A 26349-nucleotide genomic window follows, 5' to 3' on the forward strand; every position below is an offset into this window, starting at 1 on the left:
TCTCCTTACACCTTCTCGACGTTGACCAGGAACGCCTTAAATTCTGGCGTCTGCGTGTTGGCATCACCGACAAACGGCGTCAGAGTGTTGGCAATAAAGCCTTTTTTCGCCACGCCCTGATAACCCCAGTGAATCGGAATGCCGATGGTATCGACGATTTTGCCGTCAACGTTAAGTGGACGGATGCGCTTAGTGACCACCGCTTTGGCTTTGATGTAGCCGCGATTGGAGCTCACTTTCACTGTGTCGCCCTGCGCGATGCCAAGCTTATTGGCCAGCTTCTCGCCGATTTCAATAAACTGTTCCGGCTGTGCGATGGCATTGAGCCGCGCGTGTTTGGTCCAGTAATGGAAATGCTCGGTGAGGCGATAAGTGGTGCCGACATACGGGAACTGCTCCGCCTGGCCCATCGATGCCAAATCGTCCTTGAACACGCGCGCCGCCGGGTTGGATACCACGTTCGGATGCAGCGGGTTGGTGCCGATTGGCGTTTCAAACGGCTCGTAGTGTTCCGGGAACGGACCTTCGGCCATTTTATCGAGCGCAAACAGGCGGCCCATGCCTTCCGGCTGCATAATGAACGGCCCGACATCGCTGCCGGGTGCGGCGGCGCTGTAGTCCGGCACATCCATGCCCCCCCATTTGCTGCCATCCCACTTCAGGATCTGACGTTTCGGATCCCACGGATTGCCTTGCGGATCAGCCGAGGCGCGGTTGTAGAGAATGCGGCGGTTGAGCGGCCAAGCCCAGCTCCAGTTCAGCGTGTTGCCCAAACCGGTAGGATCGGTGTTGTCGCGGCGCGCCATCTGGTTGCCGTCCGGCGTCCAGCTGCCGGCGAAAATCCAGCAACCGCTGCTGGTGCTGCCGTCATCTTTCAGATGGGCAAAGGTACTGAGCTGTTGGCCTTTTTTCACCAGCAGCGTGCCTTTGTCATCGTATACATCCGCCAGCGCTTTGCCGTTGTTCTCCATCGCCACTTCTTCCGGCGCCGGATTTTCTGGCGTCAGGTAGTTCCAGCTCATGTTCAGCACTTGCTCAGGCAATGCACCGCCTTCACTGGCGTACATTTTGCGCAGGCGTGAATAGATGCCGGAAAGAATCTCGCCGTCATTCAGCGCTTCGCCCGGTGCATCCTGACCTTTCCAGTGCCACTGCAGCCAGCGGCCGGAGTTAACGATTGAACCGTTCTCTTCGGCGAAGCAGGTGGAAGGCAAACGGAACACTTCGGTCTGAATTTTTGACGGATCAACATCGTTAAACTCGTCGTGATTCTCCCAGAAGGTGGCGGTTTCGGTGTTGAGCGGGTCGATGGTGACGAGGAACTTCAGCTTCGACAGCGATGCGATCACTTTGCGCTTGTTCGGGAACGACGCCACCGGGTTGAAGCCCTGGCACAGATAGCCGTTGACCTTGCCTTGCGACATCATCTCGAAGTACTGCAGCACGTCGTAACCTTTATCCCACTTCGGCAACCAGTCGAAGCCCCAGCTGTTTTCCGCCTGGGCTTTGTCACCGAAGAAGGCTTTCATCTGGCTGACAAAGAATTTCGGGTAGTTGCTCCAGTAGTTTACCTGGCCCGGCAGCAGCGCTTTCGGCGTGTTAGCAGCAAGATAACTCTGCAGATCGGTGTGTTTTTCCGACGGCAAAGTCATGTAACCCGGCAAACTTTGCGACAGTAAACCGAGATCGGTCAGACCCTGAATATTCGAGTGACCGCGCAGCGCATTGATGCCGCCGCCAATCATGCCCATGTTGCCGAGCAGCAGCTGAATCATCGCCATGGTGCGGATGTTCTGCGCGCCGACCGAGTGCTGCGTCCAGCCGAGCGCATACAGGAACGAAGTGGTGCGATCGCGCGCGCTGGTTTCGCCAATCAGTTCACACACGAGCAGGAAGTCCGCTTTTGGCGTGCCGCAGATGCGTTCAACAATTTCTGGCGTGTAACGGCTAACGTGCTGCTTCAGCAGGTTCCATACGCAGCGTGGATGCGTGAGCGTGGTGTCGCGTTTGGCGAAGCCGTCGGCGTCCAGCTCGTAGTTCCAGCTGGTTTTGTCGTATTTGCGATTCTCTTCGTCGTAGCCGCTGAACAGGCCATCTTCAAAATGATAATCCTCGCGCACGATCAGGCTGGCATTGGTGTACGCCTGCACATATTCATGCTGGATTTTGTCGTTTTGCAGCAGCCACAGCAGGACGCCCGACAGGAAAGTGATGTCGGTGCCCGAACGAATCGGCGTATAGAAATCGGCTACCGATGCCGTACGCGTGAAGCGCGGATCGATAACAATCAGTTTGGCTTTGTTGTGAATCTTGGCTTCCATCGCCCAGCGGAATCCCACAGGATGCGCTTCAGCGGCGTTCCCGCCCATCACAACGATCAGATTGGCATTACGGATGTCGACCCAGTGATTGGTCATCGCACCGCGACCAAATGTTGGAGCAAGACTTGCTACCGTTGGTCCGTGTCAAACGCGTGCCTGGTTGTCGACCGCTAACATGCCGAGCGATCGGGTAAATTTCTGGGTTAAGTAGCCGGTTTCGTTGCTGGATGCGGAAGCACACAGCATGCCGGTGGAGAGCCAACGGTTTACCGTCACGCCCGCAGCGTTTTGCGCCACGAAGTTAGCGTCGCGGTCCGCTTTCATCAGCCTGGCGATGCGATCAAAGGCATCGTCCCAGCTAATGCGCTGCCATTTATCGGAGCTTGGCGCGCGGTATTCCGGGTATTGCAGGCGACTTTCACTGTGGATGAAGTCGAGCAGGCCTGCGCCTTTCGGGCACAATGCGCCGCGGCTCACCGGATGATCCGGATCCCCTTCGATGTGGAAAATGGTCTCTTTGGCGTTTTTCGCGCCGTCACCGAGGCTGTACATTAACAAGCCACAGCCAACTGAGCAGTAAGTGCAGGTGTTACGGGTTTCGCGTGCGCGCAGCAGTTTATACTGTCGCGTTTCCGCCAGCGCTACCTCTGGCGCAAAGCCAAGCAGCGCTGCCGTTGTCCCTGCCATACCGCCAGCACAGACCTTGAAGAATTTTCTTCGGCTGACGTTCATGGATTATCCTTTCAACATGAATGATTTTTACTTTTGCAGAGCAGTGAATCGGGCGTCACAATAACCCGACGAATATTGCGGCAATAGCGACCTAATATTACCACTACTTTAGTAAGGTTGTTATGTGAGGCGAAAAAAGTGACAGAGAATGAGCAGGAAAGTCACATTAATGTGAATAAGATCTCAGGAGCGGTGCAGGCGCAGGTGCATCAGCGGCGTGATATCAGCCTTGCGGAAACAGACTGGCTGGCGCAGGAAGTACCGGTAGCGCTGGTCTATAACGGCATTTCGCACGTTGTGATGATGGCGACACCCAATGATTTGGAAGCTTTTGCGATAGGTTTCTCGCTCTCGGAAGGCATTATTGCGCGCCCGGATGAAATCTACGGTATCGATGTGGTTTCGGGCTGTAATGGCATTGAAGTACAGATTGAACTCTCCAGCCGCCGCTTTATGGCGCTGAAAGAGCAGCGCCGCGCCATGGCTGGCCGCACCGGCTGCGGCGTGTGTGGCGTGGAGCAACTCGATCAAATCGGTAAGCCATTACAGCCGCTGCCGTTCAGCCAAACCTTTGATTTAGCCAATCTGGATAAAGGCCTGGCGCAGCTGCGCGATTACCAGCCGATCGGCAATCTCACCGGCTGCACGCACGCGGCGGCGTGGATGTCACCGCAAGGCGAATTGCAGGGCGGGTATGAAGATGTCGGTCGCCATGTGGCGCTGGATAAATTGCTGGGGAATCGCAGCCAGCAGCCGTGGCAGCAGGGCGCGGTGCTGGTTTCCAGTCGCGCCAGCTATGAGATGGTGCAGAAATCCGCCATGTGCGGCGTGGAGATTCTGTTCGCGGTGTCAGCTGCGACACAGCTCGCCGTTGAGGTGGCCGAACGCTGCAATCTCACGCTAGTCGGCTTTAGTAAACCGGGCCGCGCCACGGTTTACAGCCATCCGCAGCGGCTGCGTTAAACCACCTGCACCTGCGGCAGCGCCTGTTGCAGCGCCGTCAGCGCGCCGGGTTTTGCCGCGCCGCTGTCGCAGATCAGCAGATCGATTTCCGCAATCGCTGCATAAACGGTGCGGCTCATCACGCCGAGTTTGCTGTGATCCGCCAGTAAAATGGTGCGGTTCGCCTGCTGCACCATGGCGCGGGCAATCGCCGCTTCGTGGGGATGAAAACTGCTGGCACCGTTTTTAGCGTCGATGCCGACCGGCGAAAGCAGCGCCACATCGGCGCGATAACGATAAATTTCCCCAATCGTCATCTCCCCGCGCGTTTGCTGCGCGCCTGCCATCATCATGCCGCCAATTAAAATCACCTGATTATTCAGCGTCTCATGCTCTTCCGCTGCGCTCAGCGCCAGCGCGGCCTGCAGGCTGTTAGTGATGATGGTTAAACCTGACATGGTGCGCAGTTGTTCGGCCAGCATGGTGGTGGTGGTGCCGGCATCAAGGAACAGCGTTTGGCCGGGCTGGAGATGTTGCGCGGCAGCAACCGCAATTGCGCGTTTCTCTTTCGCCTGCGCGTTACGGCGCACCTGCAGCGGCGGCTCTGGCTGGCTATCGACGGCGACCAAACCGCCATGCACCCGCCGCGCCAATCCCTGCGCTTCCAGCTCAATAATGTCGCGCCGCGCGGTTTCGCGCGAGATGCCAAGCTCATTGATGATGCGTTCGGTGCTGAGCTGATGTTGCGTGGTCAGCAGCGCGCGAATGCGGTGTAAGCGGGTTTCCTGCAGCATGACTTTTCCCTGTGGCGTGTTCAACCTGGGCCTAAGCTTACCTGAGTGTCATTGCGCCGTCATGTGTATTTGGTTGTATTTGTGTATTTGGTTGCATTTGTCGCCAAAGCAGGCATGATATTGGCAAACGGCGATTTCGCATGCACCCCTTTCACCTTCGCAACGGGAGTTACCATGGCTACACGTTCTACCATCATGGATACCAACAGTTTTCGTGCTGAGCACGCCGACGGACTGGATGCGGCAACCCGCAAGCTAACCGACAAGCGCAGCAAAGTGTTGGGCGAGTCGTATCGCCTGTTTTACCGCAAGCCAGTGCATTTAGTGCGCGGCGAAGGGCAGTATGTGTGGGATGCCGCCGGTGATAAATATCTTGATGTGTACAACAACGTGGCGAGCATTGGTCACTGCCATCCGGCGGTGATTGAGGCGGTGAATCAGCAGATGAAGATGCTGAACACCCACACGCGCTATCTGCACGAACGCATTCTCGATTACACCGAAGAGTTGCTGGCGACCACGCCAGATGCCATCGATCGCGCCATGTACATGTGTACCGGTTCGGAAGCCAACGATTTGGCGATCCGCGTGGCGCGGGCTTTCAGCGGCGGCACCGGCATTATCGTGTCGCAGGAGGCGTATCACGGCACCAGCGATCTCACGTCAGGTGTGTCGCCCGCCCTCGGCAGCGGACAGCCGTTGGCGGCAACCACGCGTCTGGTTTCACCGCCGGATGCCTATCGCGTGAATGCGCCCGATCTCGGCGAGTGGTTTGCCAATGAAATCCAGCAGCAGATTGACGATATGAAAGCGCACGGCATTAAGTTTGCCGGCTTCCTCGCTGACTCGATCTTCTCATCCGATGGCGTATTGCCGAACCCGCGCGGTTTCCTGCAAAAAGCGGTCGATGTGGTGCATGCCAACGGCGGGATTTTCATTGCCGATGAAGTGCAGCCGGGCTTTGGTCGTACCGGCGATGCGTTCTGGGGCTTTGCGCGTCACGGCGTGGTGCCTGATGTGATCACCACCGGCAAGCCAATGGGCAACGGCATTCCGGTTTCGGGCCTGCTGGCGAAAAGCGATGTGCTGGCGGCGTTCAGCGATGAGATTCCTTACTTCAACACCTTTGGTGGTAATCCGGTGGCGATGGCCGCCGCGCAAGCGGTGCTGACGGTAATTAAAGAAGAGGGCTTGCAGGAGCACAGCCGCGTGGTGGGCGCCAGGCTGTTGAGTGAACTGCAGAAACTAATGGATCGTCACGAGTCGATCGGCGACGTGCGCGGTGCGGGCCTGTTTATTGGTTTCGAACTGGTGCAGGATCGCGCCAGTAAAACGCCGGATAAAGCGCTGGCGCTGGATTTGATCGAGAAACTGCGCGAACACCGCGTGTTGACGTCAGTGGCGGGACCTTACGGCAACGTGCTGAAGTTGCGTCCGCCGTTGGCGTTCCAGGAAGCGGATATCGATTGGCTGGTGGGCGCGCTGGATAAATCGCTGAGTGAGCTGGGGCGTTAACAGATCATTGATTGTGCACATTTTGTCGCGGCGCGATTTATCGCGCAATAAATTGCGCCGCTACGATATGTGCAGGTTTACGCAGCTGCGGTTTCCTCGGCGAAAATGCTCTCCATCTTCTGCCACGCCTGCGCGACATCGTCATCCAGATTAAACAAACCTGACGTGCCCACAATAAACACATCCACGCCTGAAGCAGCAATCTGCCGGAAGGTGCGCGCATTGCATGAACCATCAATTTCGGTCAGATAGTGATAACCGTGCTCTTCGCGCATGGCGATTAACTGGCGAATCTTATTGAGCGTTTGCGGGATAAATGTCTGCCCGGCGAAACCCGGATCCACTGACATCACCGTGACTTTATCCAGCAGGTGCGCATATTCACGAATAGTTTCTGCCGGTGTGGCCGGATTTAACACCACGCCGCAGCGACGGCCTGCGTCTTTAATTTGCGTCAGCAGGCGGAAAATTTTGTTATTAGCGGTTTCCGGGTGGAAGCTAATAATATCTGCGCCGGCCTCAATGCACATTGGGATAATATCTTCCGGATGATTTACCATTAAATGCACATCAATTGGTACATCAGTAATTTTACGCAGGTTCTCAATAAAGAACGGCGACAGCGTAATATTCTTCACATAGCTGCCATCCATAATATCGACATGATAAAAGGCAGCGGTGCTATTCATCGCTTCAACCTGCTCGCGAAAACGCGTGAGATCCATGCACATTAAGGAGGGGGAGAATTTGGCTTGCATAACTTATTTCCTCATTACAACAACAGCGCCCGCAGGCGCTGTTGATGACATCAATGGAAGAACGAAATAATGTGGCCGAGCACAATACCAACAATGCCGAAGTCGGCATCACCGAAGGTGGTGGAAGCGAAGCCGAGGTCGCCCATCAGCGGCAGCAGAATCGCTGGCAGGAAGGAGATCAGCAAGCCTTGCACAAAGGCGCCGATCACTGCGCCGCGACGTCCGCCAGTGATATTGCCGTAGACGCCGGCGGTCGCACCGCAGAAGAAATGCGGTACCAGACCCGGAACAATAACGCTTAGACCAAACAGCGGACACAGGAACATGCTGATCAAGCCGGCGGAGAAGCTCGACAGGAAGCCGATGATTACCGCGTTCGGCGCGAACGGGAACACGGTTGGGCAATCCAGCGCCGGTTTGGCGTTGGGTACCAGCTTATCGGCGATACCTTTAAAGGCCGGCACGATTTCGGCAATCACCATGCGCACACCGGCGAGGATGATATAGACGCCCGCAGCAAAGGTGATCGACTGAATGATGGCGAACACAATGTAGTTTTGGCCGCCACTGATGCTTTCGGTGAATTCTTTACCGGCAACCAGAACCAGCGCGATAAACAGAATCATCATGGTCAGCGAAATCGCTACCGATGAGTCGCGCAGGAAGTTGAGGGTTTTTGGCACCTTAAGCTCTTCAATCGACGGGCTGCCTTTACCGACCATTTTGCCCACTAACGCGGAGAGCAGATAACCGGTTGAGCCAAAGTGGCCGAGCGCCAGATCGTCCGAGTTGGTGATTTTGCGGGTGAATGGCTGCAGAATCGCCGGGCAAACCACCATCATGGTGCCGAGAATCAACGAACCAATCAGCACCAGCCAGAAGCCGTGAATGCCGCCTACCGACAGAATTACCGCCAGCATCGCCGACATATACAGCGTGTGGTGACCGGTCAGGAAGATGTATTTCAACGGGGTAATGCGCGCCAGCAAGATGTTCACCAGCATACCAAACACCATAATCATGGCGGTTTCGGTGCCGTAACTTTTCTGCGCCAGCGCGGCCATTGCATCCGTATTTGGCACTACGCCCTGAATATTAAAAGAGTGCTCAAACAGCTGACTGAAGATGGTCAGCGTGGCCGCAATTAAATTGGCCCCGGCGATGAGAATAACAAAACCCATGATGGTTTTAAGCGTACCGGAAATAACATCAGAAACCGGTTTCTTTTGCAGTAATAAACCAAACAGGGAAAAAAGGCCGACAAGTATAGCGGGTGTTCCAAGAACATCCTTAATTATAAACTGCAGCATAACTTACTCCATAGTGAGTAAAGTTTTTCGGGATAAACTGTTGTTAGATATTTTCAGCCAAAATTTCTTTAATCTTTGCATTATCCAGCAGGTTTGTCAGACCAACGACTTTCGCGCTGTGCCCGGCTAATTGGTCGGCAATATCTTTTGCGGCAATGATTAAATCAGCCTGTTCAGATTTCGCAGAGGTTAAATCGGTGTGGCCCACTTCCGCTTCTTTGCCTAATTCCGCCACAATCTTCTTCACGTTCATTTCAACAATAAAGCTGCTACCTAAACCATTTCCACACACAATCAGGACTTTTTTCATCATAGGGTTCTCTGGTTATTTATTCTCAATGACAGCTTCAATCGCTGACAGGGTAGAAGCCGACAGCAATTGCTGCAGGCGGGATTCGTCGCTGAACACGTCCGCTAAGGCGGTGATCATCTGAATGTGATCGTCACCAGATACCGCGCACAGCATGATGACCACATAAACCGGATCGTTTTCATCGGCCTGAAAATTCACGCCATTTTTCACATGCAGCAACGACAGGCCGTTTTTGCGCGCGCCTTGTTCCGGGCGGGCATGCGGCATCGCCAGGCCCGGCGCCAGCACGTAGTAAGGACCGAGTTCGGCATGCGAGGTGAAGATGGCATCGAGATAAGCCGGGCTGATCGCCCCAGCGGCCAGCAGCGGTTCGGCAGATAATCGCACTGCTTCCTGCCAGTCGCTAACCTGCTCGACTACCCGAATATGTTGCGGCGTTAGCCATTGAGTGAGCATCAGTCATTCCTGTTTATTCGTCGATGGAGTGCAATGTAGGTTATTTTCTCAGCGGTTTTCTGTGATGATTGTCGCAAAAGTTAGCGCTAACACCGTTATTGTTAAAAAACGTGTTATCGCTAACATTTCCTTGCTGTGCGTTTGTCTTGGTTGCAAGCACCTGACATGCTCAATCATTCTGAAAAGATCGCGGGGTGAGGCATGCCCGAAACTGTGGTTTTTCACATGGCGCGTTGACAGATTTGGTTTTAAGCTGCGTCCTGGCAAAAAAGTAGCGAGTAATGCAGGAGATCGCATGACAGAAAAAAAACGGCGCGGTACCGGTAAAAGCACTTTAGCCGATGTTGCCCGTTTGGTGGGCGTAAGCACCATGACAGCGTCGCGCGCGCTACGCATGCCGGAGAAAGTGTCGCCTGAAATTCGCGCCAAAATCGATGCGGCGGTGATTGAGCTCTCCTATGTGCCGAATGTGCAGGCGAGCAATCTGGCATCGGCCACATCACGCCTGATCACCATGGTGGTGCCATCTTTTGCCACGCCGGGCAGTGCAATTGTGTCCGAAGCGCTACAGGAAGTGCTGCGGCCGCAGGGCTATAACATGATGCTGGCTGAAGCCAACCATTCGGCGGCAGAAGAGAGCGAGCTGATCGAAATGTTGCTCTCCTATAATCCGGCGGCGATGGTGCATTTCAATTTCGATAACGCCGCCGAAGCGCATCGTCTGCTGAGCAATTCCGGGCTGCCGGTCATGGATATTGGCGGCGTGCATCAGGATTCGGCGGGGATCAGCATTGGTGTCGATTACGCCAAAGCGATTCGCCAACTGGTGCAAAGTCTGGTCGAGCGCGGCTATCGCAATCTCGGTTTGCTGTGCACGCAGAGTAATAACACCATCTTCCGCCAGCTGCTGAATGGCTGGCACAGCGGCATGCTGGCGATGAATCAGGCGCCGCATCGCGTGGTGACCTCGCCGAAAATGCCGACCTTTGCCGCCGGGCACAGCTTGCTGGCGGAAATTCGCCTGACCTGGCCGGAGCTGGATGTGCTGATTTGCACCAGCGACGAAGTGGCCTGCGGCGCCATCATGGCGTGCCATGCGGCGGGGATTGCGATTCCCAGCCAGTTGGCGATTGCCAGCATTGGCGGCGGTCCGCTAGCGGCAGTGTGTTCGCCGCCGCTTACCAGCATTGTGCTGCCGTATGAAGAGATGGGGCGCATGGCGGGTAAGCGTCTGCTGGCGGCGCTCAAAGGTGATGAGCCGCCAGCCATCAATGAACTGCCGGTGCAGCTTAAACTGCGCGCCAGCAGCCACAAGGTGTAGCCGTGCGTGCGCACCTTTTCCCAGATTCATCAAATCCTTATCAATTCTAAGGCATTGATAACCCTTTTACGGATCATGTTTTTAACTATAATGATCCGACTGCTTACGCGGCACACCCAGTGAGGTGGTGCTGCAAAACACTAAAATGGAGAGGAAGAACATGAGTTATTCACTGCCATCCCTGCCGTATGCGTACGACGCACTGGAACCGCACTTCGACAAGCAGACGATGGAAATCCATCACACTAAACACCACCAGACCTACGTTAACAACGCTAACGCTGCGCTGGAAGGTACCGAATTCGCTGACCTGCCGGTAGAAGAGCTGATCACCAAACTGGATCAGCTGCCAGCAGACAAAAAAGGTCCACTGCGTAACAACGCAGGCGGCCACGCTAACCACAGCTTCTTCTGGAAAGGTCTGAAGCTGGGCACCTCGCTGCAGGGCGACCTGAAAGCCGCCATCGAAAAAGATTTCGGTAGCGTTGAAGCTTTCCAGGCTGAGTTTGAGAAAGCCGCGACTACTCGCTTCGGTTCAGGCTGGGCGTGGCTGGTGAAAAAAGGCGACAAACTGGCTGTGGTTTCAACCGCAAACCAGGATAGCCCGCTGATGGGTGAAGCCGTTGCTGGCGTTTCAGGCACGCCGATCATCGGTCTGGACGTGTGGGAACACGCTTACTACCTGAAGTATCAGAACAAACGTCCTGATTACATCAAAGCATTCTGGAACGTAGTGAACTGGGATGAAGCTGCAGCACGTTTCGCTGCTGCGAAGTAAGTTCAGGCGATAGCCGCAACGCACTAAACCGGTGATCTCTTCACCGGTTTTTTTTCGCCTTTATAAACCCTTGCTAAACGACCTGAATATTCCCGCACACGACTATTCCGCTGCGAAAGCTATTAACCTGCCGTTGATAATTTGGGGCATATAGTGGCGATAATTTGTCTCGCCAAGCCTAAATAATCATGTCTACTATCACAACTTCTGTGACGAATAATGATTCGTCAGCACCGCTATTTTTGCCGTTAATAAGCGGAAAGTTCAGGCCAAATAAATTATGGAATAGCGGAAGATTTCGCGCGAAATTTGCCTTAAGATCGCTGGTCTTTCCTGTAACTACCTTTAATTACCTGCACCAGTTGGCGCAATTATCTGCGTTACCACAGCTGCTGACCATGCAGGGTTTGCTGCCGGCGAAGCCACATCGTCCTTATCTGCGTGCGGGATTCAGCGTGGCGCAGCGCGCACAGGCGATCATCGATCACTATACGTTGATGGATCAGTTAGATAATGCGGCGCTGCGTCAGCTGTTGCAGAGTCCGGGTGATAATTTACTGGCCAGCCTGAGCGGCAAAAATGATGAGACGTATGTGATTCACTGCTGTCCGGGCCGCTTTGACCGTGAAGGTGAAATTACTTTGGAATTGCGCTATGAAACGCAGTTAATTGCGTCGCTCTCTTTCTCAATTATTCGCGAACAGCAGAAGCGCACGTTATTAATTGGTGGATTGCAGGGGCCGCGTAAGCATATTTCTAACGATGTGATTCGCGATGCCACCAAAGCGGCGCACGGCGTATTCCCAAAACGCCTGCTGATGGAAGTAGTATTTAATCTGGCGGAACAGTGTGGCGTTGAGGCGATCACCGCCGTTGGCGATACCACGCACGTGTTTCGCAGCCTGCGCTACCGTCACAGTAAAGGTGATAAGTTCTTTGCCAGCTACAGCGAGTTTTGGTTGTCGTTGGGTGGCGTGGCGCGTGGCGATGAGCTATTTACGTTGCCGTTACGCGCGGAGCGTAAAGATTTGGAAGAGATTGCCAGCAAGAAGCGCGCCGAGTATCGCCGTCGTTATGCCTTGCTGGACAGTCTGAATGAACAAGTTCATCAGGCGGCGGGCATCCTACGCGACGTTTCACACGCCGCGTAAGTCAAGATTAGAACGGCTGCTTCGCGTAGCCGGTCATCACTTTCAGTCCCATCTCACGTCCGAGCGCGGTCATTGGGTGTACCACCACCAGGCCGCGCACGCTTTTCTTGAATGCGCCCATGTTGGCTTGTTCTTTTTTGGTGATTTCGCGGCTAAAGCCCAGCTTCTGCAGCTGTTGCGCTTCTTTGCTCAGCTTCTCGGTGCGCACACCGCGCAGGCGCTCAATTTCCAGCTCCAGCTTCTCTTTTTCACGCAGCAGTTCACCGAGCTTTTCGGCATCGCCAGAGGCTAACAGCGGGGCTTCTTTGCGGTTGAGCGCATCGAGCTGATCGCTCAGAAGTTTGATCTCGGCTTTTTCTTGTTCTTTCATTGGGGGAAAACTCGTTAAGGAAAACAGGCAAAGGATACATCAAATTCAGGCAACTTTGCAGCGCATGACTTCGCGCGATAAATCGCGCTGCGACAATGCGTGCTGATTTAACACGTAGATGCCTCACGCGCACTTATCCGCAGCGGCACGCTTCATCGCGCTTGTTCATACAAAAACTACAGCGCAGGCTTTTTAAACACCTGCTTATGCGAAATCCGTGAAATCAGCTCGGTGAGCGACAGCACCATGGTTGAACGCACCATCTGCAGATAGCGCTGTTGCTGCATGGAGCGCAGTTGGTCGTCGTCGCGGTTGAAGTCTGGCTGCGGTGGCCAGGCGGCCACGCAGTGCAGTTCGCCAAACGGGCCGAGGATCTCATCGTCGATAAAACGATAATCGCTGATATCGTGATTCAGCTCCTCACGCAGCGCCAGCAGCAGTTCACAATCTTCGTACTCATGCCGGTTGATCACGCCCAGGCCGTAAATCAGCTTGAGGCGAACCGAGAGTTCGCCCAGCGGACCATCACCCAGCAGCAGCGGTTCTACCGCGTATTTAACCGCGTAATCGTCCTTGCGAAACACTTGCAGCACCAGCAGGTTAACCGCTTCGGTCAGCAGCTCAACGGCGGCGATCAGGAAGCTTCTCACCGAACGACCGGCGTTCAGGCGCTCAAGCACCCGGTTTTCAAAAGCCTGCTTCTCTTCCATCATTGCCTGCATCGTTCAGCTACCGCCAGCGGGCACGCAAGCGCGCCCGAGTTAACCACTAAAGGGCGCGCATTATGCCATAGCGTTGTAAGCGCTCACCACTGAGGTGACCACTTCGCTGTTGGCATCCAGGCCAGAAATTTCCGCCAGCGTGGCTTGCGGGCCTTTTTCTGCCAGCAGCGCGACCAGTTCCTGCGCCTGCGGATCGGCTTCGCTGCGATAGTGCATCGCGGCGGCAATGCCCTGAACCAGATTATCGTGCGGCAGCTGATACTCCAGCGTGCCCAGCGTTGGCTTGATCAGGCGATCGCCCGCGCTCAGTTTACGCAGTGGCTGACGACCGACGCGCTCAACGTCATCTTTCAGGTACGGGTTTTCAAAGCGGGTGAGGATTTTCTGGATATAGGCAGCATGTTTATCGGCTTCAAAACCATAACGCTTGATCAGCACGGCGCCGCTCTCCTGCATCGCGCCTTGCACTACCGCACGCACGTTCTCATCGAGAATCGCGTCACGAATGGTAGCGTGACCAGCCAGCTGGCCGAGATACGCGGTGATGGCGTGACCGGTGTTAAGGGTGAACAGCTTGCGCTCAACGAATGCCATCAGGTTGTCGGTCAATTCCATGCCAGGAATGTTCGGCAATTCCCCTTTGAACTGGGTTTTATCAACAATCCACTCGCTGAAGGTTTCAACTGTCACTTCCAGCGGATCGGTGGTGCCCGCTTCGGACGGCGGCACGATGCGGTCTACCGCGGAATCCACGAAGCCAACATGCGTTTCAACCCATGCGTGATACTGCTCTGGCAGCGCTTTTAGCACGTGCTGTTTCAGCTGGCTGGTACCGCGCACCATGTTTTCACAGGCGATGATGTTGAGTGGACGCACATTACCGCTGTCGCTGCGTTTGGCCAGACCTTTCGCGACGCCACCGGCGATGCGCTCCAGAATCTGCGGACCAACCGCCGTGGTCACGATATCAACCTCAGCAATCAGCGTAACGATGTCATCGCTGGTGCTGTTGACGGCGCTCACGCCTGTTACGATTTCGACTTTTGCCTGTTCGCCAACCACATGAACCGGATACTCATGACGGGCGTTAAGGGCATCAAGTACCACCTGATTGACGTCAGCAAACACCAGCTCGATGCCGGCATCTGCCAGTAACTTACCGATAAAACCGCGACCGATGTTACCTGCTCCAAAATGTAACGCTTTCATAAATTTGACCCATATCAAATGACGAAAGGGCGGGCAAGTCCGCCCCGGAAATGTGGGACGGGCTTACCCGCCCCAGGGAAGGTAAAACGGGGTATTACGCTTTGACGGTGCTGCCCGAGAGCAGATCCAACACGTCCTGCACGCTGGTGGTATTGGCCAGCTTCTCAATCACGCTGTCATCATCCAGCGCGTTGGTCAGGCTGGTAATCACCTGAATGTGCTCGTTATTGCGAGCGGCGATACCAATCACCAAACGCGCCACGTCTTCTGGCTCATCACCAAACTGCACGCCCGCCGGATACTGGCAGAACACCACGCCGGTTTTGAGCACGCGGTCTTTCGCTTCTACAGTACCGTGTGGCACAGCAATGGATTCACCGAGGTAAGTTGGCGTCAGCTTTTCGCGTTCCAGCATCGCGTCAACATATTCCGGCTGCACGTAGCCGCCTTTCACCAGCTGCTCACCCGCAAAGCGAATCGCCTGCTCTTTATGGGTGGCACTCAAACCGAGGAACACGTTGTCTGCACCCAGTTTGAACAGGTGCGCGTTGCCTTCGTCGTAGCTGTCAGCCAGCGTGGTCTGCACGGTTTCACGACGCGCTTCGCTGCGGTTAGCGGCCACCAGACGTTCGGTCAGGTTGCTGTACAGCGCGCTATCAAGGAAGTTGTTCAGCGAAATGTGCTGCGCCTGCGGTGCCTGACGCATCGCACGTTCGGTCAGATCGCGGTGGGTAATCACCAGATCGACGTCGCCCGGCAGCGAGTTAATCGCCGTGTTGGTGACGGAGATATTGCTCAGACCTGCGTCCTGCACTTTCTTACGCAGCACGCCCGCACCCATCGCACTTGAACCCATACCGGCGTCACAGGCTACGATGATTTTACGCACGTGGTTCAGGTCAACGCTCATCGCATCGCCAGCAACTGGCGAACCGGCAACAGCCTGACCTTTTGACTGCGCTTTCATATCCTGCATGCGCTGTGTCGCCGCTTCGATATCGTCATCTTCTTTCACTTTGCTGGTTTTCAGCAGGATAGCTGAGACCACAAAGGAGACGGCAAACGCAGCGATAATGGCAGCGATATTCGCGAAGTAAGCGCCTTTTGGCGTCATCGCCAGCACCGCCAGTATGGAACCTGGAGAAGCCGGAGAGACCAGGCCGCCGTTCAGCAGTGTCAGGGTGAATACGCCAGTCATACCGCCGAGAATAACCGCCAGCAACAGACGCGGCGCCATCAGCACGTATGGGAAGTAAATTTCGTGGATACCACCAAGGAAGTGGATGATCGCTGCACCGCCTGCAGATTGTTTGGCGCTACCGCGGCCAAATACCATGTAGGCAACCAGCACGCCCATACCCGGACCAGGGTTGGCTTCAATCAGGAAGAAGATTGATTTGCCCGCCTCGCTCGCCTGCTGGATACCCAGCGGAGAGAAGATACCGTGGTTAATGGCGTTATTGAGGAACAGGATTTTCGCCGGTTCAACAAAGATTGAGGTCAGCGGCAGCAGGTTGTTCTGCACCATCAGATTCACGCCCGCGGCGAGAATGTGAGACAGGCCTTCAACCAGTGGACCGATAGCGACAAACGCCAGCAGCGCCAGCAGCATACCGATGATACCGGCCGAGAAGTTGTTAACCAGCATCTCGAAGCCGCTTTTGATCTTGCCATCAACAACGCGGTCAAAGGATTTGATTGCCCAGCCGCCCAGCGGACCGGCAATCATGGAGCCGAGGAACATCGGCATATCGGCACCGACGATCACGCCCATGGTGGTGATCGCACCGACCACGCCACCGCGATCGCCGCCAACCAGACGTCCACCGGTGAAACCAATCAGCAGTGGCAGCAGGTAGGTGATCATTGGGCCGACGAGTTTCGCCAGCGTTTCGTTTGGAATCCATCCGGTTGGGATGAACAGCGCAGTGATGATACCCCATGCGATAAACGCACCGATGTTAGGCATCACCATATTACTCAGAAAGCGACCAAAGCTCTGAACCTTGACCTTTACTGATGAGGACATAAACCCACCCCTTATTGAGACGCGCTGCAATAAGAGAGCGCGTTTGTTTTTGTTTGAACGTTACGGCGGGGGCCGTGGCATTACTGTATGCACGCGGACTCTAGCACTAGTTTATTACGCTGCGTAGAGCTGCACCTAAGTGTGATGCAGATCACGCTAATCTGGGGTGATTGGGGGGCGATAAGGTGACATCGATCACAAAAAGGCGCTGTAAGAAAGCAACGATGCTGAAAAATTAAGCAAAACAAGGCGATGAATGTGACTAAAGTCACCTTTTAAGGTGGGCGCTTTGTTGTGTAAGTGTGATCAATGTCACAAACTATTTTTGGTCGAAAATGCGCCAGATCACAATATGCTGCAGCAGATAAGTGAGCTGTAAGGAAGTGACGAAATTCTGAAAAGGGACAACAGACTTTCAGGGTCGCCAATGATGGCGACCACTAAAATAGTTCGACTGTTACAACCCGCCTTGCACCGCATTTTGCGCTTGCGTCAGCGCTTGCGCGTTGCTGGAGAGATTGCTCATCAGCGTGTTGTATTGCGTTGCCTGATCCTGGGTTGGGAACTGTACGCCGCCATCGTTGAAGGTTACGCGCGCGCCTTGCGATTGCAGATAGTCGCCGGTTTGCACGGCTGCCTGGCTCAGCGCCTGCAGCTGTGGCAGCAGCGGAATCAGCGTGCTCGCTGGCTGCGTCACGACTTTGACGTAGGCCGCGTCATACACTTTCTTCAGGTCATCCGGCTGCTTCAGGGTGGCTTTGCTGCTGTCCGCCTGCATTTTGGCGCTCTGAATCTGCTGGGTCAGCACGCTCAGATTGCCGCTGGCCTGGCGCAGGCTATCGCGACGCGTGAGGTAATCCTGCGGTACACGAATCGCTGCTAACTCATCAACCACCGGGCGCATACCTTGCTCAATCGCCTGATTGGTCTGCTGCGAGAAGCCATAAAGGATGGCGTAGTCGCTGGCGTAGTTGCCGAAGGTTTGCTTTTGGTTTTCACTCAGGCTTGGCAGATGTTCGCCGCTGCGCATCACCGTGTTCTGAAGGAAGTCACTGAACGCTTTACGCTGATCGCCCTCTTTGTCACCGCAGGCTGTGAGTTGCAGCACCACTAACGCGCTGACCATCAGCATGCCGGTACGCATCCAGATGCGAGAAATTCCTGACGCCATGATGAACTCCTGTTATGGCTAATTCGATTCGATGGGAATGGTCCTAAAGAATAGTGCAATGGCCTGACGGGTACAACGGGCGGCGTTTGCCTGGTGCGCATAAATGCGCACCCGATAAGGAAATGGCGAAATTCCAGGGTCACCCATTATGATGACCGTTTTAACACGTTAAATCAAAACACCAGCGCCTGCCCATCCTTACGGCTTTCAGTGGCGGCGATATAGAAGCCTTGCGGATCGCGCACAATCGCCTGCGCACCGCCGAAGTTATAGCCGAGCAAAGGATCTTCCAGCGTGATCTGGTGCCCCATCTCGCGCAGCTTCGCCAGCACGTTACGGTCGATGCCGGGTTCAACCACCACCGCACGTCCTTGCTCAACGCGCCAGCGCGGTGCATCAATCGCTGCCTGCGGGTTTTGCTTATGCTGCATGATGCGCAGCGCCATCTGCAAATGACCTTGCGCCTGCATCGGGCCGCCCATCACGCCAAACGACATCAGCGGCTGGCCGTCACCGTCGAGGGCAAACGCCGGAATGATGGTGTGGAACGGACGTTTGCCGCCGGCGACCACATTGGGATGCTGCGGATCGAGCGAGAAACCGCAGCCACGATTTTGCAGGCTAATGCCGGTGCCCGGCACCACTACGCCAGAACCGAAGCCCATGTAGTTTGACTGTATAAAGGACACCATCATGCCGCTGGCATCAGCGGTAGAAAGATAAACCGTGCCGCTCTGCTGCGGGGAGCCAAAGGTAAAATCTCCGGCCCGATCGGGATTAATCAACTGCGCGCGCTGTTTTAAATACTCATCACTGAGAAGCAATTCTGCCGGGAACTCGAGGTGATCGTAATCGCTGACATAGCGATCCAGATCGGCCAGCGCCAGCTTCATCGCTTCAATCGACAGATGCAGCCACGGCACCGAATCCGGTTCATAGCGACCAATATCCCACTGCTCAAGAATGCCCAACGCAATCAGGGTGGCAATGCCCTGACCGTTCGGCGGCAATTCCTGCACCGATCCGCCCGCAAACGGACGCGATAACAATTCTACCCAGTCGGCGCGATGATTTTTCAGATCATCAAGGCTCAGCGCCGCACCATGCTGCTCAGCAAACGCCACTATCTTTTCAGCCAGCTCGCCACGATAGAAGGCTTCACCGCGCGTTTCGGCGATTTTTTGCAGCGTTTCGGCTTGCGCCGGATTACGGAACAGCTCGCCGGCACGCGGCGGTCGTCCATCGGGCGCAAAGCACTCGACGAAGCCGGGCTGATCTTTCAGCTTGTGGTAGGCGCGCTGCCACAGATGACCAATCAGCGGTGAAACCGGGAAACCATCGCGCGCGTATTCGATGGCCGGTTGCGCTAGCGTGGTGAGTGGTAGCGTGCCAAAGCGTTCGGCCAGCTCCACCCACGCCGAAACCGCGCCCGGCACGGTGACCGCTTCCCAGCCAATTTCCGGCATGGCATCGCGCCCGGCAAAGCGTTCCGGGTTCCATGCGGCGGGCGAGCGGCCCGAGGCATTCAAACCGTGCAGCTGTTTGCCATCCCAGATAATCGCAAAGGCGTCACTGCCGAGTCCGTTGCCGCTAGGCTCCAGCACGGTCAACGCCATTGCACTGGCAATCGCCGCATCTACCGCATTGCCGCCCTGTTGCAACATACGCATCCCGGCCTGCGCCGCCAGCGGCTGCGAAGTGGCAACCGCGTTGCGTCCCATCATCGGTACGCGGTGTGAGGCATAGCTGACGTTAAAATCCAGTTCACTCATGATCGTTCCTTAGTGTGAGTCATCACGTGGGTCGAGCGCGTCGCGCAAACCGTCGCCCAGCAGGTTGAAGCCCTGCACGGTGAGAAAAATAGCCAGGCCGGGGAAAATCGACATCCACGGCGCCTGTTCGAGAAAGCCTTTGGCGGTATTCAGCATCGCACCCCATGAAGGCGAGGGCGGTTGCTGGCCGAGGCCAAGGAATGAGAGGCTGGCTTCGGTAATGATCGCCGAAGCAATCGCCAGCGTGGCCTGCACCAGAATTGGCGATAGCACATTGGGCAGCACGTAACGCAGGATGATCCAGCGATCGGGTAAGCCAATCGCTCGCGCGCCGTCAATGTACTCTTCGTGGCGAATGGCGATCACCTGGCCGCGCGTCAAGCGCGCGAAAATCGGCATCGCAGATAAACCGATGGCAATCATTGCATTTGATAAGCTCGGGCCGAGAAACGCTCCCAGCGCGATTGCCAGAATCAGAAACGGGCATGCCAGCAGCGCTTCGATAAAGCGCGAAATAATGCCGTCGCACCAGCCTTGCCAGTAACCGGCAATCAACCCAAGCGGCACACCAATCAGAATGGCGATCAGCACCGAAATGCAACCCGCCAGCAGCGAAGTACGCGCGCCCCACACCAGGCGAGACAAAATATCGCGCCCCAGCTCATCGGTGCCAAACCAGTGCAGCACCGTAGGTGCTTTACGCACCGCAAGGAAATTGGCTTTGATGGGATCAAACGGTGCCAGCCACGGTGCCAGCAGCGCCACGGCGACAAACAGCAGCACAATCACCGCACCAATCAGCGCACTTTTATTACGCAGGAACTTTTTCAGCACCCGACGATTCGGCTTTGCCACTGCAGGCAGTGCGCCAGCGGTTAATACCTCGCTCATGGTCAGCCTCGCATTTTCGGGTTAATGATCATATAGAGCACATCGGCCAGCAGATTGAGCAGCAAGAAGCCAATCGCCACCACCAGCACCACGCCTTGCACCACGGCGTAATCACGGTTGAATACCGCATCGACAATCATCTTGCCAAAGCCGGGCAGCGTGAAGACCTGCTCGGTCAGCACCGCGCCACCCAGCAACTCGCCAAACAGCAGCGTGGTAAGAGTAACAATCGGCATCAGCGCATTACGCAACGCATGCTTGAGCACCACTTTCTTTGCCAGCAGCCCTTTGGCGCGTGCGGTGCGAATGTAATCCGCTTTCAGCACGGCGATCATTGAAGCGCGAGTGTGGCGCATTAACGTGGCGGCCAGTCCGGTACCAAGCACCAGCGCCGGCAGCAGCAGCGTTTTCAGGTTCTGCGCCACATCCTCGCTAACCGGCACAAAACCCGATGCCGGCAGCCATTGCAGGTGTACTGAGAACAGCAGAATCAGCAAAATACCGAGCCAGAAGTGAGGCACTGAAATCCCGGAAAGCGCGACAAAGTTGGTGGTGTGATCGACCCAACTGTCTTTGCGCACCGCGGCGATGATGCCCATGCTGATGCCAATCACCAGCGCGATAATCATCGCCAGCAATGACAATTCCAGCGTGACCGGCAATTTGCTGGCGATCAGCGCCGTCACCGGCTCTTTGGTGCGCAGCGACATGCCCAAATCGCCGGTTAGCGCATTACCCATCCAGGCGAAATATTGCGCGGGAATCGGATCGTCCAGATGATATTCCGCCCGCAGCTGGGCGATAACCGCCGGATCGCGCTCTTCGCCCGCCATCGCCAGCACCGGATCGCCCGGCAGCAGCTTTTGCAGTGCGAACACCATAATGCTCACCAGCAGCAGCGTCGGAATGGCCAGCAATAGCCGTTTTACAATCAGTTCCAGCATCCTCGCTCCTTAGCGGTTTACTGCGCCAGACTTACGCCAGCCAAACGTACCAATCCGTCCGGCCAGGCTTTGAAGCCCTGCAGTTTTTTCGACATGCCAAAAATGCGTGGCTCAAAGTAGAGGTACGCAATCGGCATATCGCTTTGCAGTTGGTTCACCACTTGGGTGTAGAGCGCCTGACGCTGTGCCTGGTCGTTGGTGAGACGCGCGGCATTCAGCCACTCATCGACCTGCGCATTGCTGTAGCGTCCGTCATTGAGCGTGCCTTTGCTGTTAATAAACGAATAGATGCTGCCGTCCGGATCCGGACGACCAGACCAACCCGACAGGCTAAGCTGATAATCCCCGCGCTGCTGGCGATCCAACAGGGTAGCGAACTCACTCATTTGCAGATTGAGGTTGAAACCGGCTTCACCGACCATCGCCTGAATCACCTGGCCCACCTGCTGCGCGGTCGGGTTATTGCTGACCAGCAGCGTCAGATTCAGCGGTGTGGTAACACCCGCAGCCTTCAGCAGTGCTTTGGCTTTCTCAACATCGCGCGGTGCGATCGGTGTTTTGACGTGATACGCGCTGACCGGTGAAAACGCCTGATTGGCTGGCGTATATAAGCCTTCAAATGCCACCTGATTCAGCGCATCACGGTCAATCGCCAGTGAGAACGCTTCACGCACCCGCGCATCTTTCAGCGGACTATTAGCATCGACTTTGCCGTTGTTGATATTGAAAGTGATGCCCTGATAACCAAGACCTGTGACTTTTGCCAGCGCCAGTTTGCTATCGGCTTCAACGGTTTTCACATCGCTGGCGGCCACGCCTTCGGTGAGATCCAAATCGCCGGCACGCAGGTTTGCGAGGCGCACTGAAGCATCCGGGATCGGCAGGAAAATCACCTTATCGAAGTGATAGGCGCCTTTATTCCAGTAATTGTCATAGCGCTTCAGCACGATGCGATCCTGCTGAACACGGCTGTCGAACTGATACGGGCCAGAGCAGACCGGATGAGCGGCGAAATCGGGCTTTTTCGCCGCTTCCGGTGCCAGCATGGCTCCGGCGCGGTCGGTCAGCTGGCTCAGCAGCGCCGCATCCGGGTTTTTCAGGTGGAACTTCACCTGCATCGGGCCGCTCACTTCCACGCTTTCAATCGAGGAGATTTCACTTTTACGCAGCGAACCCGGCAGCGTTTGCGCACGTTCGATATTGAATTTCACCGCTTGCGCATCAAATTTTTCGCCATCGTGGAAGGTCACGCCACTGCGCAGATTCATGGTCAGCGTTTTGCCGTCCTCGCTCCACGCCCAATCGGTGGCGAGACCTGGCACCACTTTGAGATTTTGATCGACATCGACCAAACGATCGCACATGGCCGCAAACACAAAACGGCCGTAATAGGTGCGCGCCAGATGCGGATCGAGCATGTCGGGATCGGCGCCCAGGCCGATGCGAATCACGCTGTCAGCCTGGCTGTGGGCGCTAGCCCCGAGCAGTAACAGACCGCTGAGGGCGGTTAATAACGTATGACGAGCTTGCTTCACGGTGTATCTCCAGAGGTTAGGCTTGCTGATTCACCGCCTGCTCAAACAGGGCGCGGCGACGTAAAAAAGCGGCGGAAGGTGGCGCAAGGGTGATGACGCTGCGATCGCGATTAATCTCCTGCCAGCGGTGACAGGCAATTTGACGGCCGCCGCTCAGCACCTGATTAATCGGTTCAAACTGGCGACATTCCGCTGTGGCATAGGGACAACGGGTATGAAAACGGCAGCCGCTAGGTGGATCTGCTGGGTTGGGCAAATCACCCTGCAGCATGGGGATGGTGCGACTGACGCCCGGCTGCATTTGTGGCGCGGAGGCAATCAACGCTTGCGTATAAGGATGGAGCGGCGCATCAAAAATCTCATCGACGCTGGCCAGTTCGACAATCTGACCGAGATACATCACCGCCACGCGATCGCTCATATGGCGGATCACCGCCAAACCGTGCGCCACGATCACCATCGTCAGGCCAAACTGCTGTTTCAGGCTCTCAAGCAGATTCACCACCTGCGCCTGCACGGACACATCCAGCGCTGAAACCGGCTCATCGCCGAGCAGTAATTTCGGCTGTGAGGCCAGCGCGCGAGCAATACCAATGCGCTGGCGCTGACCGCCTGAAAACTCGTGCGGGTAACGTTCGGCCCAGGCCGCAGGCAGGCCAACGGTGCGCAGCAGTTCGGCGACGCGCGCGTGGCGCTGATCGCGGCTCATCTTTTCGTGCAGCCACAAAGGTTCGCCCACAATCTGCTGCACCGTCATGCGCGGATTGAGCGAGGCAAACGGATCCTGAAAGATAATCTGCAATTCGCGACGCAGCTGATTGAGTCGCGCGCCGCTGGCATCGGTGATGCTTTCGCCCTGATAGAACACGTCGCCGGCGCTGGCGGCTAATAAACGCAGCAGCAAACGTCCCAGTGTCGATTTACCGGAACCGGATTCGCCGACAATCGCCAGCGTTTCGCCCGGCATCACCTGTAGCGCAACGCGATCGACCGCCGTCACGCCGCGATTGCGTGAAAACAGCCGGTTGCCGGTGGAGAAGGTTTTGCTTAAATCGCGGCACTCTAAAATCGGCTTCATGCACTTTCTCCCAGCGTGACGTGTTGCTCTAACGGAGCGCGGAAACAGGCCACCTGATGATCGTTCGCCAGTGCGCGCAACGCCGGACGATGCTGGTGGCAGCGTATTTCGGCGAAGGGGCAGCGCGTGGCAAAGCGGCAGCCAGCCGGCATGTTTTCCGGCAACGGCACCTGGCCGGGAATGGTGGCTAACGCCCCTTCACGCGCGCTCAGGCTGGGAATTGAGCCCATTAGGCCAATGGTGTACGGATGCTGCGGATCGTTGAAAATACGCTCCACGCTGCCGCTCTCCACCACCTGACCGGCATACATCACCGCCACGCGCTGCGCCACTTCCGCTACCACGCCGAGGTCATGCGTGATCATCAATACTGCGGTGCCAGTGTCCTGTTTTAGGGTGTTCAACAGCGCCAGAATTTGCGCCTGAATGGTGACGTCGAGCGCGGTAGTGGGTTCATCGGCAATCAACAGTTTTGGCTGGTTGATCAGCGCCATGGCAATCATCACGCGCTGGCGCATGCCGCCGGAGAGCTGATGCGGATAGGCTTTCAGCCGCTGTTCCGCTGCTGGAATTTGCACTTTTTGCAGAATCGCCAGCGCCGCGTCCATTGCCTGGCGCTTACTCACTTTGCGATGGCGCATCACCGCTTCGCTCAGCTGATCGCCAAGCGTGAAGGCTGGATTAAGCGAGGTCATCGGTTCCTGAAAAATCATCGCCAATTGGTTGCCACGCAGGCTGGCGTATTCACTGCTGCTGAGTTGGCGCAGATCGCGGCCATCAAACAGCATGTCGCCCTGCAAGATTTGCGCACTGTCAGGCTGCAAACCCATCAACGTGAGTGAGGTGATGCTTTTGCCGCAGCCCGATTCACCGACCAGCGCCAGCGTTTCTCCCGCCTGTAGCTCCAGAGAAATATCATCCAGTACCGTGACCGGCGAGCCGCGAAACTGCACGCGCAGATTGCGCAGCGATAAAACGGGATGTGCGGTCATGGCGCTTCCTCCTGACGGGAATAGAGCGTTTCCATCAGCGCCTGTTGCAGCGCAAGCAGATGCTCACGCATCGCCGCTGCCGCTTCATGGGGCTGGCGCTGGGCGATGTGCATCACCAGCCGCTGATGATGGGTGTCATAGTTATCCAGGCGTGCCGGGGTACGCGCCTGCACCCGCAAATGCTGCCAGCCGGGATCGCGGCGCACCGCATCGACGGCATCAAACAGCCCGAGCATCAGGCGATTGCCCGCCGCTTCGGCGATGGCGCGATGGAAGGCGCTGTCCCACAGTTCATGCTGATCGCCATCTTCAGGCGGCGTGATGGCGTGCATGCGCTCCAGCAGGCGTTTCATTAAGGCGATTTGTTCTTTGGTGGCGCGCAGGGCGGCAAGACTTGCCAGCCCCGGCTCCAGCTGCAAACGCGCTTCCATCACTTCAAGCAGATTCGATTGTTGCGGCAGATCCTGTAGCACCAGCGGTTGCACTGGCGCGGAGGGCCCAACAAAGGTGCCTTTGCCCTGTTTACGCCAGATGCGGCCCTCTTCTTCCAGCACATCTAATGCCCGGCGAATTTCACGACGACCGATGCCAAACCGCTCGGCTAACTCACGTTCGGTGGGCAGCGCGCGATCGGGCGTGTGCTCCTGCTGCTGAATCAGCTGGCGCAGTTGCTCAAGTGCGGTGCTGGAGTTGCGGCTGGTTTCTGGCGTGTCATTCATAATTGGTTCGCCTGTTTATGCATCAGAAAAAGATCGGTAATCGCCGCGTATCCAGCACTTTTCCTGATGAAAGGCGAATTCGGCAGCTTTATTAGCCTAGGCAAGAAGTGAACCAATATTTAATTGGTTCGGATTGGCGTGTCATCAATGTGTAATAACCACATGATCGCAAAGCAAAAGTTTTTTCAGTGCCGGTTGTGAATTGCGAGAAGCGTCAACGTCCTCACCGGCATACTGCTTCACGGTGGTGCGCGCGCGCTGCTTATCTGTGCAATGCCAGCAGTGCGGCGACGCACGGTGGGTGAATAACCGATGGTTTTCAGCGGGATATAACCTTGGCATCTATTTTGTATGTGTTAACACAGATGCAGGAGCGATAGCGGGCAACCGAGGTCGCCAGACAATTTGCAATGGGTCACTAGGGTTCCGGTCGAAAGATGCTGGTCCGAGAGTGACCGACCGTCCTCTGACGGTTACACGGCGGGAAAAAAGCCCGGGAGGAAAGCGAGAACGTTGCTCGCCGCCT

General features: G+C 56.0%; 23 protein-coding genes and 1 riboswitch. Of the genes, 5 read left to right on the forward strand and 18 right to left on the reverse strand.

The features are described 5' to 3' along the window. Positions 1–5 precede the first annotated feature (5 nt). Positions 6–3053: a formate dehydrogenase-N subunit alpha gene (gene fdnG / locus PO881_RS00365; protein ID WP_280172286.1), complete on the reverse strand. Its 3048-nt coding sequence runs from the start codon at positions 3051–3053 to the stop codon at positions 6–8. A 171-nt stretch (positions 3054–3224) separates the two neighbouring features. Here fdnG and fdhD point away from each other — a divergent pair, with 171 nt between their 5' ends. Next, the gene (fdhD, locus tag PO881_RS00370) at positions 3225–4016 is read left to right on the forward strand and encodes a formate dehydrogenase accessory sulfurtransferase FdhD (RefSeq protein WP_280172287.1); all 792 of its coding nucleotides are present in this window, start codon (positions 3225–3227) and stop codon (positions 4014–4016) included. Here the strand turns inward: fdhD and PO881_RS00375 are convergent. Beyond that, on the reverse strand, positions 4013–4789 hold the full coding sequence (locus tag PO881_RS00375; protein ID WP_222234988.1) for a DeoR/GlpR family DNA-binding transcription regulator: 777 nt from the start codon (positions 4787–4789) through the stop codon (positions 4013–4015). The two genes, fdhD and PO881_RS00375, sit on opposite strands and share 4 nt — an antisense overlap. Before the next feature lie 174 nt (positions 4790–4963). On the opposite strand from PO881_RS00375, the gene PO881_RS00380 reads away from it, so the two are divergent. Further along, positions 4964–6304, forward strand: coding sequence for an aspartate aminotransferase family protein (locus PO881_RS00380; RefSeq protein ID WP_110867874.1), 1341 nt, complete (start codon positions 4964–4966; stop codon positions 6302–6304). Positions 6305–6381: 77 nt separating this feature from the next. Here the strand turns inward: PO881_RS00380 and alsE are convergent, their stop codons facing one another. Genes alsE through PO881_RS00400 form a run of 4 tightly spaced genes read right to left on the reverse strand, consistent with a single transcriptional unit; the run spans position 6382 to position 9141 of the window. Further along, a complete protein-coding gene (gene alsE / locus PO881_RS00385) occupies positions 6382–7062 on the reverse strand; it encodes a D-allulose 6-phosphate 3-epimerase (protein WP_101763830.1) in 681 nt (226 codons plus the stop codon). A gap of 50 nt (positions 7063–7112) precedes the next feature. Further along, the gene (locus PO881_RS00390) at positions 7113–8372 is read right to left on the reverse strand and encodes a PTS ascorbate transporter subunit IIC (protein WP_110867875.1); all 1260 of its coding nucleotides are present in this window, start codon (positions 8370–8372) and stop codon (positions 7113–7115) included. A 43-nt stretch (positions 8373–8415) separates the two neighbouring features. Next, positions 8416–8682 (reverse strand): PTS sugar transporter subunit IIB, encoded by a 267-nt coding sequence (locus PO881_RS00395; RefSeq protein ID WP_101763934.1) that lies wholly within the window; start codon positions 8680–8682, stop codon positions 8416–8418. 15 nt (positions 8683–8697) lie between these two features. Further along, on the reverse strand, positions 8698–9141 hold the full coding sequence (locus PO881_RS00400) for a PTS sugar transporter subunit IIA (RefSeq protein ID WP_137384868.1): 444 nt from the start codon (positions 9139–9141) through the stop codon (positions 8698–8700). Between the two features lie 295 nt (positions 9142–9436). Between PO881_RS00400 and PO881_RS00405 the strand changes: the two genes are divergently transcribed. From PO881_RS00405 to PO881_RS00415, 3 genes are all read left to right on the forward strand, one after another. Next, the gene (locus PO881_RS00405) at positions 9437–10462 is read left to right on the forward strand and encodes a LacI family DNA-binding transcriptional regulator (RefSeq protein WP_101763827.1); all 1026 of its coding nucleotides are present in this window, start codon (positions 9437–9439) and stop codon (positions 10460–10462) included. 160 nt (positions 10463–10622) lie between these two features. After that, positions 10623–11240, forward strand: a complete 618-nt coding sequence (gene sodA, locus PO881_RS00410; protein ID WP_101763826.1) for a superoxide dismutase [Mn] — start codon at positions 10623–10625, stop codon at positions 11238–11240. Positions 11241–11428: 188 nt separating this feature from the next. Then, positions 11429–12391, forward strand: a complete 963-nt coding sequence (locus tag PO881_RS00415) for a VirK/YbjX family protein (protein WP_101763825.1) — start codon at positions 11429–11431, stop codon at positions 12389–12391. Positions 12392–12398: 7 nt separating this feature from the next. On the opposite strand, the gene PO881_RS00420 is transcribed toward PO881_RS00415, so the two are convergent. The 12 genes from PO881_RS00420 to PO881_RS00475 all read right to left on the reverse strand — a co-directional run bounded on the left by PO881_RS00420 (position 12399) and on the right by PO881_RS00475 (position 25823). Then, positions 12399–12761: a YibL family ribosome-associated protein gene (locus PO881_RS00420; RefSeq protein WP_007893377.1), complete on the reverse strand. Its 363-nt coding sequence runs from the start codon at positions 12759–12761 to the stop codon at positions 12399–12401. Between the two features lie 176 nt (positions 12762–12937). Further along, the gene (mtlR, locus tag PO881_RS00425; RefSeq protein ID WP_206098224.1) at positions 12938–13483 is read right to left on the reverse strand and encodes a mannitol operon repressor MtlR; all 546 of its coding nucleotides are present in this window, start codon (positions 13481–13483) and stop codon (positions 12938–12940) included. Positions 13484–13543: 60 nt separating this feature from the next. Continuing rightward, positions 13544–14692 (reverse strand): mannitol-1-phosphate 5-dehydrogenase, encoded by a 1149-nt coding sequence (gene mtlD / locus PO881_RS00430; RefSeq protein WP_101763824.1) that lies wholly within the window; start codon positions 14690–14692, stop codon positions 13544–13546. Between the two features lie 94 nt (positions 14693–14786). After that, on the reverse strand, positions 14787–16721 hold the full coding sequence (locus tag PO881_RS00435) for a PTS mannitol transporter subunit IICBA (protein ID WP_101763823.1): 1935 nt from the start codon (positions 16719–16721) through the stop codon (positions 14787–14789). Positions 16722–17178: 457 nt separating this feature from the next. Continuing rightward, entirely contained in the window at positions 17179–17892 is a 714-nt protein-coding gene (locus PO881_RS00440; protein WP_222185673.1) for a DUF3053 domain-containing protein, read from the reverse strand. A 173-nt stretch (positions 17893–18065) separates the two neighbouring features. Beyond that, a complete protein-coding gene (locus tag PO881_RS00445; RefSeq protein ID WP_101763821.1) occupies positions 18066–19664 on the reverse strand; it encodes a gamma-glutamyltransferase family protein in 1599 nt (532 codons plus the stop codon). A gap of 9 nt (positions 19665–19673) precedes the next feature. Continuing rightward, a complete protein-coding gene (locus PO881_RS00450) occupies positions 19674–20555 on the reverse strand; it encodes an ABC transporter permease (protein ID WP_101763820.1) in 882 nt (293 codons plus the stop codon). Positions 20556–20557: 2 nt separating this feature from the next. Then, on the reverse strand, positions 20558–21499 hold the full coding sequence (locus tag PO881_RS00455; protein ID WP_137384873.1) for an ABC transporter permease: 942 nt from the start codon (positions 21497–21499) through the stop codon (positions 20558–20560). A 17-nt stretch (positions 21500–21516) separates the two neighbouring features. Then, complete coding sequence (locus PO881_RS00460) at positions 21517–23034, reverse strand: ABC transporter substrate-binding protein (RefSeq protein WP_192236854.1); 1518 nt, start codon at positions 23032–23034, stop codon at positions 21517–21519. Between the two features lie 16 nt (positions 23035–23050). After that, a complete protein-coding gene (locus tag PO881_RS00465) occupies positions 23051–24112 on the reverse strand; it encodes an oligopeptide/dipeptide ABC transporter ATP-binding protein (RefSeq protein WP_101763817.1) in 1062 nt (353 codons plus the stop codon). Continuing rightward, on the reverse strand, positions 24109–25104 hold the full coding sequence (locus tag PO881_RS00470; RefSeq protein WP_210081031.1) for an ABC transporter ATP-binding protein: 996 nt from the start codon (positions 25102–25104) through the stop codon (positions 24109–24111). The genes PO881_RS00465 and PO881_RS00470 overlap by 4 nt, the downstream gene beginning before the upstream one ends. Then, on the reverse strand, positions 25101–25823 hold the full coding sequence (locus PO881_RS00475) for a FadR/GntR family transcriptional regulator (protein ID WP_101763815.1): 723 nt from the start codon (positions 25821–25823) through the stop codon (positions 25101–25103). Before PO881_RS00475 ends, PO881_RS00470 begins: the two co-directional genes overlap by 4 nt. 407 nt (positions 25824–26230) lie before the next feature. Then, positions 26231–26325: riboswitch (guanidine-I (ykkC/yxkD leader) on the forward strand. The last annotated feature ends 24 nt before the right edge of the window (positions 26326–26349 follow it).

The sequence above is a fragment of the Pantoea sp. SS70 genome, assembly GCF_029866845.1.
In the GTDB taxonomy this organism is placed as follows: domain Bacteria; phylum Pseudomonadota; class Gammaproteobacteria; order Enterobacterales; family Enterobacteriaceae; genus Pantoea; species Pantoea leporis.

Excerpts from the sequence above, each read along its gene's own strand:
- PO881_RS00450 (WP_101763820.1), bottom strand. The coding sequence starts at position 20,555 with ATGAGCGAGGTATTAACCGCTGGCGCACTGCCTGCAGTGGCAAAGCCG.
- PO881_RS00405 (WP_101763827.1), top strand. The coding sequence starts at position 9,437 with ATGACAGAAAAAAAACGGCGCGGTACCGGTAAAAGCACTTTAGCCGAT.
- alsE (WP_101763830.1), bottom strand. The coding sequence starts at position 7,062 with ATGCAAGCCAAATTCTCCCCCTCCTTAATGTGCATGGATCTCACGCGT.
- PO881_RS00440 (WP_222185673.1), bottom strand. The coding sequence starts at position 17,892 with ATGGCGTCAGGAATTTCTCGCATCTGGATGCGTACCGGCATGCTGATG.
- PO881_RS00390 (WP_110867875.1), bottom strand. The coding sequence starts at position 8,372 with ATGCTGCAGTTTATAATTAAGGATGTTCTTGGAACACCCGCTATACTT.
- sodA (WP_101763826.1), top strand. The coding sequence starts at position 10,623 with ATGAGTTATTCACTGCCATCCCTGCCGTATGCGTACGACGCACTGGAA.
- PO881_RS00435 (WP_101763823.1), bottom strand. The coding sequence starts at position 16,721 with ATGTCCTCATCAGTAAAGGTCAAGGTTCAGAGCTTTGGTCGCTTTCTG.
- mtlD (WP_101763824.1), bottom strand. The coding sequence starts at position 14,692 with ATGAAAGCGTTACATTTTGGAGCAGGTAACATCGGTCGCGGTTTTATC.
- PO881_RS00415 (WP_101763825.1), top strand. The coding sequence starts at position 11,429 with ATGTCTACTATCACAACTTCTGTGACGAATAATGATTCGTCAGCACCG.
- PO881_RS00445 (WP_101763821.1), bottom strand. The coding sequence starts at position 19,664 with ATGAGTGAACTGGATTTTAACGTCAGCTATGCCTCACACCGCGTACCG.
- PO881_RS00420 (WP_007893377.1), bottom strand. The coding sequence starts at position 12,761 with ATGAAAGAACAAGAAAAAGCCGAGATCAAACTTCTGAGCGATCAGCTC.
- PO881_RS00470 (WP_210081031.1), bottom strand. The coding sequence starts at position 25,104 with ATGACCGCACATCCCGTTTTATCGCTGCGCAATCTGCGCGTGCAGTTT.
- PO881_RS00380 (WP_110867874.1), top strand. The coding sequence starts at position 4,964 with ATGGCTACACGTTCTACCATCATGGATACCAACAGTTTTCGTGCTGAG.
- PO881_RS00400 (WP_137384868.1), bottom strand. The coding sequence starts at position 9,141 with ATGCTCACTCAATGGCTAACGCCGCAACATATTCGGGTAGTCGAGCAG.
- PO881_RS00475 (WP_101763815.1), bottom strand. The coding sequence starts at position 25,823 with ATGAATGACACGCCAGAAACCAGCCGCAACTCCAGCACCGCACTTGAG.
- PO881_RS00455 (WP_137384873.1), bottom strand. The coding sequence starts at position 21,499 with ATGCTGGAACTGATTGTAAAACGGCTATTGCTGGCCATTCCGACGCTG.
- mtlR (WP_206098224.1), bottom strand. The coding sequence starts at position 13,483 with ATGCAGGCAATGATGGAAGAGAAGCAGGCTTTTGAAAACCGGGTGCTT.
- PO881_RS00395 (WP_101763934.1), bottom strand. The coding sequence starts at position 8,682 with ATGAAAAAAGTCCTGATTGTGTGTGGAAATGGTTTAGGTAGCAGCTTT.
- PO881_RS00375 (WP_222234988.1), bottom strand. The coding sequence starts at position 4,789 with ATGCTGCAGGAAACCCGCTTACACCGCATTCGCGCGCTGCTGACCACG.
- PO881_RS00465 (WP_101763817.1), bottom strand. The coding sequence starts at position 24,112 with ATGAAGCCGATTTTAGAGTGCCGCGATTTAAGCAAAACCTTCTCCACC.